Below are 13,238 nucleotides of genomic sequence, written 5' to 3'. Positions count from 1 at the left end.
GAGTTATGCACCGCGGCGGCGCTTGGCGGCCCGCCGCTGCGCCAATTCATCCACCACTTCTTCTTCAGCGCGTTCGGTGGGAAGCTCGGAAAGCGAACCCTGGATTTCACGCCAAACCCGGCCAACCGCGATGCCGAAAACAGCCTGGCCGCCCTTGACCAGGTCGATCACTTCATCATCGGAGGTGCATTCGTAGACCGAAGCACCGTCAGACATGAGGGTGATACCGGCCAGATCTTCCACTCCGCGATCCTTGAGCTGTGCGATCGCAACCCGAATCTGCTGGAGTGATACCCCGGTATCCAAGAGGCGCTTAACCACCTTGAGGACCAGGATGTCTTTAAAAGAATAGAGACGCTGGCTGCCGGAACCCGACGCATTTTGCACGGTAGGTGAAACAAGACCGGTGCGATCCCAGTAATCGAGTTGACGGTAGGTGATGCCTGCTGCCTTGCAGGCAATCGGACCGCGGTAGCCGGTTTCGGCGTCAAGCTCGGGAAGAGGATCGCCGAAGAGCATCGGTTGGGTGCGCCGATACGTCGCGTCTTTGGCGGTCGCGTCGCTCATAGTCTCTCCGTTTCGCAGCGTGGATTCTGGCCGGTTGCCAGTGTTAGCTACCACGATATAGCAGGCCGGCCAGCGGGTCAGCGCCCGGCGCGGCGTGTCTAAAGCTCAACTTGAGCTTTAGGGTAAGGTGCCGCAAGAAAGCACTGTTTACTACTCCCCTAGCCTACCGCATCCACTCCACAAATTGGCTAGTTCCCGCCACTTAAAGCCCGCGGCGCCGGCACGCTCCCACGCGGGAAGCGGCCGGCGCCGTCGTTCCCATCGCGATGTGATAAACGATACATGCGATGTTATTGTGACAGTTGAGGTACCTGAGGCGAGCATGCGAGATGCCTCGCGCGCACGCCCCAGCGCCTACCTCACCTAGCCCTCGTAGGCAGCAATCTCCGCGGCGATGCGTTCCTTGAGCGAGGCCGGCGCCCAGGAAATATCCACCGCATTGCGCGCGAAACGCTTGAGGGTCTCCTCATCTGCCCCGGCTTCGTCCGCCACGCGTTGGTAATTCTCCGCGATATAGCCACCGAAATAGGCCGGGTCGTCCGAATTGACAGTAACCTTGACCCCCCGCTTATCCAGTTCGGTGAGCAGTCCCACCTTAGAGCCGTCGGAGACCCAGGTATTGGAGATCGGGCAGGAGGTCAGACCGATACCGTGCTCAGCCATGTATTCCACCAACTCGGGCTTTTCCACCACATTCGTACCGTGGTCCACGCGGTCCACCCGCACGTCCTCGAGAACCTGACGAATATGCTCCGCTGAATCTGCAATATCAACATCGCAGTGCATCGTCAGCTGATATCCCAGCTCGCGGGCCTTCGCGAAGACGGCCCCGAACTTGGCGGGCGGGTTGCCGGTTTCATCCGAATCAAGCCCCACGCCGATTATCCAGGGGCGGTACGGCAGGGATTCCAGCAGGGTTGCCATGGCGTATTCGGCCTGGAAATCCCGCAGGAAACACATAATCAGAGCGCTGTCCACACCCAGCTGTTCGCGCGCCTCAATCTGGGCACGGCGCAGCCCGGAGATCACGGTATGGAATTCCACCCCGCGCGAGGTATGCGCCTGCGGATCGAAGAACATCTCCACGTAACGAACGTTTTGGCGCGCTACCTTGCGGAAATACTCCATCGCGAGGTCATAGAAATCCTCCGCGGTGAGCAGCACGCTCATGCCTTCGTAATAAGCGTCCAGGAAAGAGGCGAGGTCATCGAATTGGTAGGAAGCCCGCACCTCCTCCTCGCTGGCGTAAGGCAGCTCTACGCCATTGCGCGCGGCGAGCTTGAATTTGAGATCGGGTTCCAGGGTGCCTTCAATATGCAGGTGGAGCTCAACTTTGGGCAGACCCTGCACGAAGGGCGATATCGCAGTCATATTTTTCCTTTCTGCGTGGTTACGTTCGCGGGTACCCGTTACGTTACCGTGTTGCAATAACGGGATCGACGACGTCAAATTTGACGCAGTCAATGAGGCCGAGATCGGTGATCGCCCAATCGGGAATCGCGGTGATGGACAGGAAGATGAGCTGGCCAAAGGGCGAATCGAGATCCGCACCCAGCACCTCCCGGGCAGCCCGGTCCATCTCCGCTTCGGCGGTGGCCATATCTTCGGCTACCAGGTCGGCAACAATGCCACCCACCGGGAGGGGCAGGGAGGCAACAACCTCGCCATCACACACCGCAACCTGTCCCCCGCCCAGGCGGGAAACTTGATTAATCGCCAGCGCGATATCCTCCGGGTTTACTCCCGCGCACACCACATTGTTATCGTCCGGGGCCGCCGAGGTGGCAATTGCCCCGCGCTTGAGGCCGAAGCCCTGAATAAAAGCAACGGGCAAATTCGTGGTTTTGCCGTAGCGTTCCGCTACGCATACATAAACGGCATCCTGGGCAGTATCGGGTTGCACCTTGCCGTTCACCACCGGGAGTTCCACCTCAGCTCCGGGGCGCTTGAAGGCAACATCCTTGGAGAGCACGATGGTGCGCACTCGCGCCGAGGTAGCCGAATCGGCAACCCGAACTGCGATGCGATCAGCGCTGACCGGGGCGAGCTTGAAGGTATCGAGCACCGCTGCGGTGCGCTGCGGTGCATGCGGGGCGTGCACGGCGGCACCGTTCTGCGCCACGATCCTCCCACCCTTGAGGACGGTGCGGGGCCGGAAATCATCGAGGGAATCAACGAAGAGAATATCCGCGAAACGCCCCGGAGCAATCGCACCGATGCGGTCATCGAGTTGGAACATCCGCGCGGTGTTAATCGTGGCCATCTGGATCGCGGTGACGGGATCAATTCCCTTCGCAATGGCCAGGCGCACCACGTAATCGAGGTGGCCGCGGCCCAAAATATCGGTGGCCGTCACATCGTCGGTACAGAAACCAACCCGGTGGGCCGGGGCGCCCATCTCGGTGATGAGCTTAATATTTTCCTCGAGCATCGGGGCGGCGGTGGATTCCCGGATAAGGATATTGATGCCGTTACGCATCTTCTCCAGTTCTTCTTCCGGAGAATAGGATTCGTGACACAGCGTCACGCCCGAAGCTGCGTAGCCGGCTACCCGGCGGGCATCCACGAGCGGTGCGCAGCCAAAGGCGTGCAGGCGGTTTTCCTCGGCCAGGTCCATGGCGGTGAGGACTTCTTCATCACCGTATTCCACCATTTCCTGCACGGTTTCCCACAAGCCCACGCATTCGGGCATGCGCTGCACTTTCCGATGGTCTTCCACCGCGAAACGGTGCCCCACGGTAGATTCAGGAACCGTGTAGGGAGCTTTAGCGGGCGCACCCCACCACACTCGCATGGAGGATTCTTCGGCTTCGGCCAGGAATTCCTTGACGCCTTCCAGGCCTGCGGATACCAGGATCTGGTCGAGGCCGGAAATAACGGAGGTTGTTCCGTAGCGGGATACCAGATCCGCGAACATCGTCACGGAAAGCTTGGAGCATTCGATGTGCTGATGCCCGTCAATGAGACCGGGAGTCAGATAGGCGCCGTCGGCATCAATAATGGTGGTGTTCGGGCCGCGCTGCGCGTCCACGTTCCCCACCGCGGCCACGCGCCCGTAAGCGATGGCGACGGAGGCGGGGTAGGTTTCCCCAGTGAGAACGTTTACCAGAATTCCGTTGTCAATAATGGTGTCGGCGTGGGCGCGCCCGTAGGCGACATCAAGAAGCTGACGATGAGGCATGAGTTTCTCCTAAAAATAATGACGTTGTTGCGGGGTGACGGTATGCGGCCTTTAGGCAGCGGTAATGAAGGCCCGGCGGGCAGCGCGTTCGCGTTCGCGCACCGGGCGCAGAGCCAGGTAGATTAGCGCGGAGGCGATCACTCCGGCGGGAATGGACAGATCCGGTGCCGCGGCGGGCACATCCACGAGGAGTCGGGTGAGCGGGCCCACCAGGTAGCCAGAGTTTGTGAAGAGCGCTGAGCAGAGCATGCCGCCCAGCAGCGCGGCCATTCCGGACCAGCGCACCCCACCGCTGCCCCAGTACGGGCCGTGGGATTCAATGGCCAGGCCGGAAAGATGGTAGGTGCCGTGCCGGGCCACCCAATCCAGCAAATATACGGTCACCCACGGCGCCAGCCAGATGCTTAGCGAGGCGGCGAAAGCATTGAGGAGGCTGTAGAACGCTTCCTGCTGGATCGCGAAAATGCAGATGGCCACGCAGATGAGGCTATCGATGCACACGATAACCATGCGCGGAACGTGGATACCGGCGGTCTGCAAATTCAGGCCGGAAGAATAGAGGTTGGTGCCGTTTTGGAGCAGCAAACCGACCATAACAAGAATGAGGAAAGGTACCGCAAACGCCGGGCTGAGGATCGCCGGGACGGCCAGCGGATTAGAAAGTTCCACCTCAGCGGGAACCGCTACAGTTGCCATCGCGGCCCCGAGGGTCTGGAGTAGCACGTAGGGAATAAACCCACCCAGCGCCGCCCAGGTTCCCACTGCGAGTGGCGAAGAATTAGCGGGTAGATAACGGGAGAAATTTGCTCCGCTTGGCGCCCAGGAAAGCCCGCCCGAAACAATAACGAGCGAGGTTGCAGAAATCATGGTGAAGAGCGAATCGGTACCCGCGGAGGCGCCCGGCGCGGCCTGCGGAATAATGAGGGCTGCTAACACAATAAAAGCCACCGTGAAAATCATGGTTGCGTATTTTTGTGCTGCCATGAGTATCCGGTGGCCAAGAAGGGGAAGAAGAAGCTGAATACCCGCAAGAAGAACGACGACGGTAATCTGCGCGCCGCCCTCCAGGGCGATACCCGCACGAGCGAGGAGTGCCTCACAGGCATAGTAAACGAGAATGAGTCCCCCGGCTTCGAAGCCGATGAGCATCAGCCAGGACAAAACTCCATTAATACGAGCTCCGCGAGTACCGAGTGATGCTCGCGAAATGGTCATCGTGGTGGTGCCGGTTAGCGGCCCTTGAATGGAGGTTAGCGCGAGAAGCGGGTATGCGATAACGTTGCCGATTACGATAACGGCGAGCGCTTGCGTGAATGAAAGTCCGTAAAGCAGCACCAGCATGGCGCCGTAGGACACGGTAAAAATATTAGTGGTTGTGCCCGCCCACAGGAAGAAAAGATCGCGGGGGCGACCGTACCTTTCGTGGGGCGATACAAGGTCGATACCTTGGGTTTCCACAGAACCTGACATTAATTGTCTCCTGCTAGTTGAGGTGCCCAGCATGACCTGGGTTCGGTTCAATCGATATGAAGTTGTACTGCCACCCTACTCCTGGGTGGGCGGTGCTGTCTGCCCGGCGTGGCTCACTTTTGCGCAAATAGCCCCGTGAGCTGCATTTTTAGGGCCGTGAAGCGCGAGTGTATGCCGGGGATGTCCGGCGGTGCGCAACGTGTTGTCCGGTGTTACGTGATGCGATTTAGCGCAGTTCCACTTCGACGTTTTCCGTGAGGAGAGCGCCGTAAAGCCGGGCAATGGTGGTGCCATCCTCAGCGGCCTGGTTGAGGGCGCGTTCGGAGGCAACCGGGGTTTTCTTCGCCAGCTCTGTGGCCAACTGGGTGGTAATCATCACCGCCTGGGCGTGCGCGGAATTCTTGACGCTGCGAATCTGGCGCAGGTCATAGCCGCCTTCCAGCAGCATCACGCAGTAGCGCACGATATCCGCCGATTGCGCGGATAGGCGCCCGCGCGCATCGGTGGCGAGGATTCCCGCGGTGACGAGCTCTTCAATCGTGCCCAGCGCAGCCCCGGTCATATCGGCCAATTCGGCTTGAGTGATACGTTCGCCCGGTTTCGGGCGGCGCACTTCCGGTGCGGCGACGGCGCGCATCCCCCCGGGGCGGCCCGGTGCCTCAATGATGCCCTCATCGAGCTGGCGCAGCTCCTCCCGGATTTGGTCGAGGGGCAGGAAACGGTCACGCTGTTCCCTCAGGATGAAACGCAAACGCTCGGTATCCGAGGTGGAAAACAGCCGCTGATTGGTCGCGGTGCGATAGGGAGAAATAAGGTCGATGGATTCGTAATGCCGGATCTTCGAAACCGAGAGCATAGGGAATTCATCGGTGAGGGCACGGCGAACTTCCCCGATGCGCAGGGTTGGTTCGTGGCTGAGGTCATGGGGCCAGGTGCTCGGGCTGCCATCCGCCCGCATGCGGCGCGCAGCGGAAGCGGGCGGGAAAGAAGAATCCGAGGTGGCCGTAGAAGCGCGAGATATCACCGGTGTATCACGCACCGGCTCGCGAAGCATAGAAGGTCAGACGGAATTTTCCGATTTGGATTTCATCGCCGGTGCGGAGCACGGCATCATCTACCCGTTCCCGATTGACGTATGTGCCATTGAGGGAGCCGGAATCACGCACGTGGAACGTATCGCCACGGCGGAAGAACTGCACGTGTTTGCGAGAGACGGTAACGTCGTCAAGGAAAATATCCGCCCGCGGGGAACGCCCCGCATTCGTCACTTCCCCATCGAGGAGGAACCGGGCCCCGGAATTCGGGCCGGATAGTGCAATGAGGAGCGCCGAGCCGGCAGGCAGGGCATCAATGGCGGTGCATTCTTGAGGGCTGAGATGGCGTTCAGCTACCGGTTGATCGGGCTGCGCGCCAATAGCGGTGAAGCGAGATGTTTCCGTGGGCGCGGGTGCGGCCGACCTCGGATCAAATTGTTCAGCCATATGCCTCTCCTTCACTGCCCTGGAGAACTCCCTCCGGCGCCTCTTTATCGGTAACAATCCTATAACGATTTGGGGCTATAACTCTAGTGAGGCATCCGGTGCTAGGGGTATTGCGGCACTGTGCCGGACGTATCGCGGTGCTGCGTCGGGCATATCGAGGCACTGCACGAAGAGCGGGCTATGTCACCTTCTGGGATTTGTCTTTTTCTATTCGTTTGAGGTAATCTCATGTGGTCCACGTGGCGATGATCTGATGTAGAAATCATGTTATCGGGGCGGGGATAGCGCTAAGTTTTCTTATCGCTTCGGGCTATGGCGCAGTTTGGTAGCGCACTTGACTGGGGGTCAAGGGGTCGTGGGTTCAAATCCCGCTAGCCCGACGTTTTACCCGGGATGCCAGCAGTGCGTCTCGGGAATTTTCTTATACCGGGTTTCTGTACCGGCGTGCTGCTGAGTCCATTCCGGGTGGTGAGACACGCAGCGTCGTCGTACTACAACTAAAATTTTGCAAAAATGGCGAGTTTTCAGCGATTTGCGTCACACGGGACTATTGTCCGAAGAAATGCTCCACGCAAGCTGATAAAAGTCTGGGCGATTTAAGTTATGCTTGACACATGGAAAATCATCAAGATTTCAGTGGTATCCCCACTGACCTAGAGGAGCACAAGGTTGCCAGGTGGGCGTCGCTCCTCGCTAAAGCCACCTGGGTTGTCCTCGCGCTTGGACTCGTTATCGGGCTGGTCTTCTGGGCCACGGCAAGCGGAAGTACCGGGCAGGATCTTGGCGTCCTGAGCTGGTGCATCACTTTTGCCGCTTCCATCGCCTTGATGTCCATCCGCCAATTCCTGCTTTCGGAAAGGAGGTAACGGGCCATGCTCATGCAAGGTATTACTTATAACACCACCATGGCGCTCGTTGCCGGTGCGATTATGGTGCTCGTGGTTCTTTTCGCCCGCGTGGCTGCGAACCCGAATCACCGCACCCTGGCCGGGTGGGGCTGGACTTTCGTCGCTACCGGTGCCTTCCTGGGAATTACCGGTATCCATATGACCCTGACCTGGCCGCTGGCCCAGATCGACGGCGCTTTCTGCTGCTCCGTTGATAACATCACTTTCGGTGAGCCGGCTGCCTTCTACGGGATTTTGACCTTCATCGCCGGTATTGCAATTCTGCGCGCTGAAAAGCTTGCGGATAAGGGTGTGCGCCCCCTCGATCTGGTGGCCACGCTGCGTCCGCTTCTCTACGTGGCTGCTATCGGTGGCTTCGGGCTGGTGCTTTTCGGTATCGCGGGTATGCACTTCGGTATGTGGCGTCCCCCGGAAATCGAGCCGGTTGCACGCCTCATGGCCGGATCGCTCATCGAGCCGCTGCTGGTCATGTTCCTGTACGTGGGCACCGGGGTTTCGGCGATCCTCTCCCCCTTCGTTCCGGATAGCAAGTGGGTGGCGCGTATTGCCGCCATCCTGACCTGGGGCGTGGGCATGCTGTGGATCTTCCTGTCCTTCACGGTGTTCTACAGCCACGTGGGCTTCTTCCCGCAACCGGACGGTTCCTATATCTAAATAATCTCATCATCGCGCGGTAGTTTTTCACCGCTACCGCCAAAATAATCCGCGGGGTTCGGTACTACTCGTCACGAGTAGCCGGGCCCCGCGGATTGTTATTGAGCGGTACTGCTCGGACAATGAGACGAAGGTGGATAGAGCACAACACCGTTCGTGATGTCGATAATCTTCTGCGGAAAATCCCGGTAGTCGAGCGAAAGGTATTGGTTGAGGCGTCTAGGACCATCGTGAACAATACTCACAATCTCAATCGCGACGATGAAGAATTCATCGTATTGGGGATCATCCATCTCAATCCCAAGCTCGCCAGCATTATCACTTTCGAATGCCGCGAAAAAAATTCCTATGTATTCCTCACCATCGGCGAAAACGATGCGATAGTACACATCCGGATGATCCCAGTAGTACGCCTCAAGAACATCTACTTGCTCTCGTTCCTCTGGATGGGTGATGCCGGTCACTTATTGTTCCCCTTTCTCGGTGTGGCGGGGGCGATGGGAGCCTCAGTTTTGAATAGTAGGTATCTTTGCCCGAGTCAGCGAATTTGGAGGATAAACCACGGTGTTGGTCGTGATGTCGATAATTTTTTCCGGAAAGTCCCGGTAATCAAGTGACAGGTATTGGTTGAGGCGTCTGGAACCATCGTGCAAGATCTCTTGGATTTCGATATCAACAACGAAGAACTCATCGTACTCGGGGTTATCCATCTCTATCCCGAGCTCTCCGGCATTGTCACTTTCGTAGGCTGTATCGAAAACACCGATATATTCTTCACCATCTGAAAAAGCGATGTGGTAGCGCGCATTTTGATGATTCCAGTGGTATTGCTCCAGATGACCTGCCTGCACGTGTTCTTCGGGATGGTCAATTTTTGGACGCATGGTATTCCTCCCTTGGCACGGCAGAAACAATATGAGCTCCCGTCTTTGAAGGGAATGGTTTACTCATGTCTATCCTCCGAATTCTGAGCTGAATTTGGAGGATAAACCACGGTGTTGGTCGTGATGTCGATAATTTTCTCGGGAAAGTCCCGGTAATCAACCGCGAGGAAATTGCTATACCGGCGCGGGCCGTCGTGGACAATTTCCAAAATCTCGAAATCCATGACAAAGAACTCGTCGTAGAGGGGATCGTCCATTTCGATGTCGAGTTCACCGGCGTTATCACTTTCGAACGAGGTGTAGTAGACCGCCCGATAACATTCCCCATTAGAAAAACTGATCTCGTAAAACGCATCAGGATGCTGGTTGTCATAATCCCATACGTGGTGAAATTGATATTTCTCTTCGGGATGAAAAAGCCAGCCTCGCTCCATTATTTCCCCTCACGGACGGCTCGGTACAGTATGCGGCATTGTTCTTATTGGCACTATAGCGCAGTTGCGGCCAGGAAACTCCCGAAAGAGCCCCTGGCCGCCACTTTCTACGCGCCTTTCAGCGCGCGGGGATATAACAGAGTGCGGATCCGCATCCCCTACCGCCGTCTAGCTGTGCAGGAGAGCGAATTCCTCCTTGCTGGCGTAGGAGGTTTGGGTGCCGCGTTTCGTTACCGAATCGGCAGCGTACCGATTGGCCATCCGCAATGAATACTCGATATCGCCGGTGGCCACCACATAATGGGAGAAGCACCCGATAAAGGCATCGCCCGCTCCGGTGGTATCCACCGCCTCCACCGGTGTTGCCGGCAGCAGCATGTCCACGCCATCGGCCACCCAGAGCACTCCCCTACCGCCGAGCGTCACAATAACGTTGCGCATCCCCGCCTCCAGCAAAGTATGCGCGGCATTGCGAACATCCGGAATAGTTTCTACCGGCATCCCGGTGAGTAGCGAGAGCTCACTTTCATTAGGTGTGAAATAGGTGCAGGCCCGCACCCGGGAAAGCAGCAGATCCGGCTGAGCCGGCGCCGGGTTGAGAAGCACATCAATACCGTGTTTTACCCCGAATTCAATAGCGTAATAGACCGTTTCCAGGGGAATCTCCAGCTGCAAAACGATCAGTTTGCACCTGGAAATCTCCGCCGCTGCGGCATCAATATCGGCCGGAGTTAGCAAGGAATTAGCACCCTGCACAATAATGATGGAATTCTGGGAATCCGGATTGACGAAAATAGGAGCCACTCCAGATGTTGCCGCGGTACGCAGCACATAGGTGGTATCAATCCCGTTGCGCTCAAAATTCGCAACTGTATTATCGGCAAAGAGGTCATTACCCACCCGGGTCACCATCCGCACCGCCGAACCCAGGCGTGCCGCGGCCACCGCCTGATTGGCTCCCTTCCCACCGCAGCCGAGTGCAAAATCGGGTGCCTCCACTGTTTCGCCGTCTCCCGGCATACGGTTGATATAGGAAATAAGATCGACCATATTCGAGCCGATTACTGCGATATCCATTAGTGTGCCTCTTCTGCTGTATCGTTCTTCGCGCTGCGGGAATGAGAAAGCTCCGTGGCCTGCCCTTCCGGTACCAGGCCAGTATGGACCCGGAAACTCCGGGTTCCGCCAGGTTCCACCCAAATAAGAGTGCCGGCCTCCTTCGCGGCCAAGAAACCTTCGGGCCGGCTGGTTCCCGGAAGAACAAAAGCAGCCACCTGCTGGTCTAAAGTCCAGAGGATCCACCGGGTCGCCACGGGGAATTGCGCCGTCGAAAATTCTGTGAAGAAAGCGTGTCCCTCAGGGGCAGTAAGCTCAAAACGCGCGCTCTGCCCGTAGCGGGGCAGATCATCGGCGAAGTACACGATCTCCGGATTGAAGCTCTCCGCACCTTCCAAGGAATCCGCATCAATGTCACCGGCGATAATCCGGTTATTCAACTCGATCCATTCCGGCGTGGGCGTGACGTGCGCGGGAATCGAGCGGCGCAATTGAAAACTGCCCGCCGGGAGCGACTGGCGCATGACGCCGCCTGGCACGAAAGCATAATTCATATGGCACATGTACTGGAGCGGCATCGGCTGGCAGGGAGAAAGATTCTCCACATCCATACTGATGATGAAATCGGTAGCCCCGGCGCCCAGTGAAACCGTGGGCGTGGCACGGTAATGATCGCCAAATCCACGTGCGTATTCATAGGTGGAGGCGAGCCGAATAGCGCCGTCGTTCCCACAACCGTCAATCTCAATCCAGGCGCGATCCATCGCGGCACAAGAAAACTCCCCGTGCAGCACGTGAGTATCGTCCGGGCTCGGGCAACCGGCCGCGAGCAGGCCGGAATGGAAAGCGAAACAGCCGTACGTATCCGAAATCTCGCGGGCGGGGCGCGGCTGGCTGAACATATTTTTCATACGCAGCGAGATACCATCGAATTGGGCGTCCCAAATGATGCCGCCCATAAACGGAAGGACCTCGATATATCCGCGCGAATTATGCACAGTCAGCGCAGCAACGCCCGAAGGATAGCGTTGCGCGATCACGCGAAACTCGGGGGATTCGGCCAGGCAACGCGGTGCCTCGGTGAACTGGTCCTCACGCAGATTAATAGTGAACGTCATAATGATCTCCTTTGTTCATAACAGTGACGTCTCAAAAAACACGATGGTGCGCGGTTATGCCGCAGCGCCCGCGCGATCTTTACGATAAATAGAGAAGAAGTAGATGAGCACCGCCACGAAGCAGCACAGCGACACGATGAAGGATGTTTGCATCGACCCAGTCTTATCCGAGACTAACCCTTGAATAACGGGGATCACCGCGCCGCCGATAATGGACATCACGATAACGGCGCCACCGGTTTCCGTATGCCGCTTATCCTCGATGGCGTCGAGGGTACGCGAATAAATGGTGGCCCAGCACGGCCCGAAGAGCCCGGAGGTCACGATGGCGGCGTAGACCGCCGTCATATTCGGCACCAGCACCACGTAGCTGAGGGCCGCCACCCCGGCCAGGGAATACAGCACGAGCACCAGGTTTTCGTTGAGCTTCGTCATGAGAATATTAGCGATGAATTTTCCGGTAAAGAACGCCGCGAAAGCCCACACCATATAGTTACTCGCGGTGCGTTCATTAATGGAGGTATCGAGGGTGAGGGCGAGGCGAATCGTGAAAGACCACACCGCCGTTTGCATACCCACGTAGAGGAATTGGGTGAGAATCCCGGTGCCGAAGCGCTTATTGTGGAGAAGATAGCGCAGCGTTTCGCCGATGGATGCCCGGGACTGGTGGTGCGCGGCGTTGAGCGGTTTACACGACGGCAATTGCGTGAGCGCCGCCAGAATAAGTACGACGGCGAGCACCAGAATAATGAACCTATAAGGCTGCAAGGTGCGCTGGAGCATTTCCTGCGCAAATTGGGTTTTCTCCAGGCCGCTCAGGTCATCGAGCTGCTTATGCAGCGCCTCCCCTTCCGTGAAAATCAGGTATTTACCGAGCAGAATTCCGAAAATGGAACCCAGCGGGTAGAAGGTTTGGGAAATATTGAGGCGTAGGGTAGCGGTGCGCCGCGGGCCAATCATGGTGGAGTAGGTATTGCAGGAGGTCTCCAGGAAGGAAAGCCCGGTCGCAATAGCGAAGAGCGCCGCCAGGAAAACGGAATAGGTTGCCATATGGGAGGCCGGGAAAAACATCGTGCAGCCGATGATATAGCAGCTCAGGCCCACCAAGATCCCGCTTTTATACGACCACTTCCGGATCACCCGCGAGGCCGGGATAGCCAGCAGGAAATACCCGCCGTAAAAAGCCGATTGCACGAAGGCGGAGGCGAAATCCGAGAGCTCGAAAATTGATTTGAATTGGGTAATGAGTACGTCATTGAGGGACGCCGCGGCTCCCCACAGGGGGAAACAAATGGAAATAAGAATGTATTGGAGCAGCGGGGTGCGGTTGAGATAACCGTCGCGCAGCTGAAGGGAGGGATCTTTAATGAGGCCGAAGCTGGTATTGGGAACCCCGTATTCTTCTTGTTGCGGCGTTATTGCGGGCCGCATATGGGCTTCATTGCCCGGTTGTTGTGACATGAGTAGTCCTTCTTTTTGTCAATA

General features: G+C 57.5%; 14 protein-coding genes and 1 tRNA gene. 3 read left to right on the top strand and 12 right to left on the bottom strand.

The genetic code is table 11. From position 1 onward, the window contains the following. Window positions 1–3: 3 nt before the first annotated feature. The 6 genes from CZ322_RS07525 to CZ322_RS07500 form a co-directional block, all read right to left on the bottom strand. Entirely contained in the window at window positions 4–567 is a 564-nt protein-coding gene (locus CZ322_RS07525; RefSeq protein WP_016442803.1) for a MerR family transcriptional regulator, read from the bottom strand. Between the two features lie 363 nt (window positions 568–930). Beyond that, complete coding sequence (add, locus tag CZ322_RS07520) at window positions 931–1,938, bottom strand: adenosine deaminase (protein WP_016442802.1); 1,008 nt, start codon at window positions 1,936–1,938, stop codon at window positions 931–933. Between the two features lie 43 nt (window positions 1,939–1,981). After that, window positions 1,982–3,748 (bottom strand): adenine deaminase C-terminal domain-containing protein, encoded by a 1,767-nt coding sequence (locus tag CZ322_RS07515; RefSeq protein ID WP_016442801.1) that lies wholly within the window; start codon window positions 3,746–3,748, stop codon window positions 1,982–1,984. Window positions 3,749–3,799: 51 nt separating this feature from the next. After that, entirely contained in the window at window positions 3,800–5,218 is a 1,419-nt protein-coding gene (locus CZ322_RS07510; protein ID WP_016442800.1) for a purine-cytosine permease family protein, read from the bottom strand. Between the two features lie 226 nt (window positions 5,219–5,444). Then, window positions 5,445–6,257, bottom strand: coding sequence for a transcriptional regulator FtsR (ftsR, locus tag CZ322_RS07505; RefSeq protein WP_234984503.1), 813 nt, complete (start codon window positions 6,255–6,257; stop codon window positions 5,445–5,447). After that, window positions 6,250–6,699 carry an FHA domain-containing protein gene (locus tag CZ322_RS07500; RefSeq protein ID WP_016442798.1) on the bottom strand — a complete coding sequence of 150 codons (450 nt, stop codon included), beginning with the start codon at window positions 6,697–6,699 and terminating at the stop codon, window positions 6,250–6,252. The genes ftsR and CZ322_RS07500 overlap by 8 nt, the downstream gene beginning before the upstream one ends. Before the next feature lie 306 nt (window positions 6,700–7,005). Between CZ322_RS07500 and CZ322_RS07495 the strand changes: the two genes are divergently transcribed. The 3 genes from CZ322_RS07495 to CZ322_RS07485 all read left to right on the top strand — a co-directional run bounded on the left by CZ322_RS07495 (window position 7,006) and on the right by CZ322_RS07485 (window position 8,261). Continuing rightward, window positions 7,006–7,079, top strand: a tRNA-Pro gene (locus CZ322_RS07495). Window positions 7,080–7,313: 234 nt separating this feature from the next. Beyond that, a complete protein-coding gene (locus CZ322_RS07490) occupies window positions 7,314–7,565 on the top strand; it encodes a hypothetical protein (protein WP_016442796.1) in 252 nt (83 codons plus the stop codon). Between the two features lie 6 nt (window positions 7,566–7,571). Further along, window positions 7,572–8,261 (top strand): DUF981 family protein, encoded by a 690-nt coding sequence (locus CZ322_RS07485; RefSeq protein ID WP_026429366.1) that lies wholly within the window; start codon window positions 7,572–7,574, stop codon window positions 8,259–8,261. Between the two features lie 98 nt (window positions 8,262–8,359). On the opposite strand, the gene CZ322_RS07480 is transcribed toward CZ322_RS07485, so the two are convergent. The 6 genes from CZ322_RS07480 to fucP form a co-directional block, all read right to left on the bottom strand. Continuing rightward, the gene (locus tag CZ322_RS07480; RefSeq protein WP_087070797.1) at window positions 8,360–8,725 is read right to left on the bottom strand and encodes a hypothetical protein; all 366 of its coding nucleotides are present in this window, start codon (window positions 8,723–8,725) and stop codon (window positions 8,360–8,362) included. A 42-nt stretch (window positions 8,726–8,767) separates the two neighbouring features. Continuing rightward, window positions 8,768–9,145, bottom strand: coding sequence for a hypothetical protein (locus CZ322_RS07475; RefSeq protein WP_087070796.1), 378 nt, complete (start codon window positions 9,143–9,145; stop codon window positions 8,768–8,770). A gap of 59 nt (window positions 9,146–9,204) precedes the next feature. Beyond that, window positions 9,205–9,579 carry a hypothetical protein gene (locus tag CZ322_RS07470; RefSeq protein ID WP_087070795.1) on the bottom strand — a complete coding sequence of 125 codons (375 nt, stop codon included), beginning with the start codon at window positions 9,577–9,579 and terminating at the stop codon, window positions 9,205–9,207. A gap of 168 nt (window positions 9,580–9,747) precedes the next feature. Further along, on the bottom strand, window positions 9,748–10,656 hold the full coding sequence (rbsK, locus tag CZ322_RS07465) for a ribokinase (RefSeq protein ID WP_087070794.1): 909 nt from the start codon (window positions 10,654–10,656) through the stop codon (window positions 9,748–9,750). Next, window positions 10,656–11,753, bottom strand: coding sequence for an aldose 1-epimerase family protein (locus CZ322_RS07460; RefSeq protein ID WP_087070793.1), 1,098 nt, complete (start codon window positions 11,751–11,753; stop codon window positions 10,656–10,658). Before CZ322_RS07460 ends, rbsK begins: the two co-directional genes overlap by 1 nt. A 54-nt stretch (window positions 11,754–11,807) precedes the next feature. Beyond that, complete coding sequence (gene fucP / locus CZ322_RS07455; protein WP_320756889.1) at window positions 11,808–13,214, bottom strand: L-fucose:H+ symporter permease; 1,407 nt, start codon at window positions 13,212–13,214, stop codon at window positions 11,808–11,810. Between the last annotated feature and the right edge of the window lie 24 nt (window positions 13,215–13,238).

The sequence above is a fragment of the Actinotignum timonense genome (assembly GCF_900155575.1).
In the GTDB taxonomy this organism is placed as follows: Bacteria; Actinomycetota; Actinomycetes; order Actinomycetales; family Actinomycetaceae; genus Actinotignum; species Actinotignum timonense.
This window is presented reverse-complemented; position numbering and strand designations above follow the sequence as displayed.

Coding starts and splice junctions, on each gene's coding strand:
- CZ322_RS07525 (WP_016442803.1), bottom strand. CDS start 567: ATGAGCGACGCGACCGCCAAAGACGCGACGTATCGGCGCACCCAACCG.
- CZ322_RS07475 (WP_087070796.1), bottom strand. CDS start 9,145: ATGCGTCCAAAAATTGACCATCCCGAAGAACACGTGCAGGCAGGTCAT.
- rbsK (WP_087070794.1), bottom strand. CDS start 10,656: ATGGATATCGCAGTAATCGGCTCGAATATGGTCGATCTTATTTCCTAT.
- CZ322_RS07510 (WP_016442800.1), bottom strand. CDS start 5,218: ATGTCAGGTTCTGTGGAAACCCAAGGTATCGACCTTGTATCGCCCCAC.
- CZ322_RS07470 (WP_087070795.1), bottom strand. CDS start 9,579: ATGGAGCGAGGCTGGCTTTTTCATCCCGAAGAGAAATATCAATTTCAC.
- CZ322_RS07500 (WP_016442798.1), bottom strand. CDS start 6,699: ATGGCTGAACAATTTGATCCGAGGTCGGCCGCACCCGCGCCCACGGAA.
- CZ322_RS07460 (WP_087070793.1), bottom strand. CDS start 11,753: ATGACGTTCACTATTAATCTGCGTGAGGACCAGTTCACCGAGGCACCG.
- CZ322_RS07485 (WP_026429366.1), top strand. CDS start 7,572: ATGCTCATGCAAGGTATTACTTATAACACCACCATGGCGCTCGTTGCC.
- fucP (WP_320756889.1), bottom strand. CDS start 13,214: ATGTCACAACAACCGGGCAATGAAGCCCATATGCGGCCCGCAATAACG.
- CZ322_RS07490 (WP_016442796.1), top strand. CDS start 7,314: ATGGAAAATCATCAAGATTTCAGTGGTATCCCCACTGACCTAGAGGAG.
- add (WP_016442802.1), bottom strand. CDS start 1,938: ATGACTGCGATATCGCCCTTCGTGCAGGGTCTGCCCAAAGTTGAGCTC.
- CZ322_RS07515 (WP_016442801.1), bottom strand. CDS start 3,748: ATGCCTCATCGTCAGCTTCTTGATGTCGCCTACGGGCGCGCCCACGCC.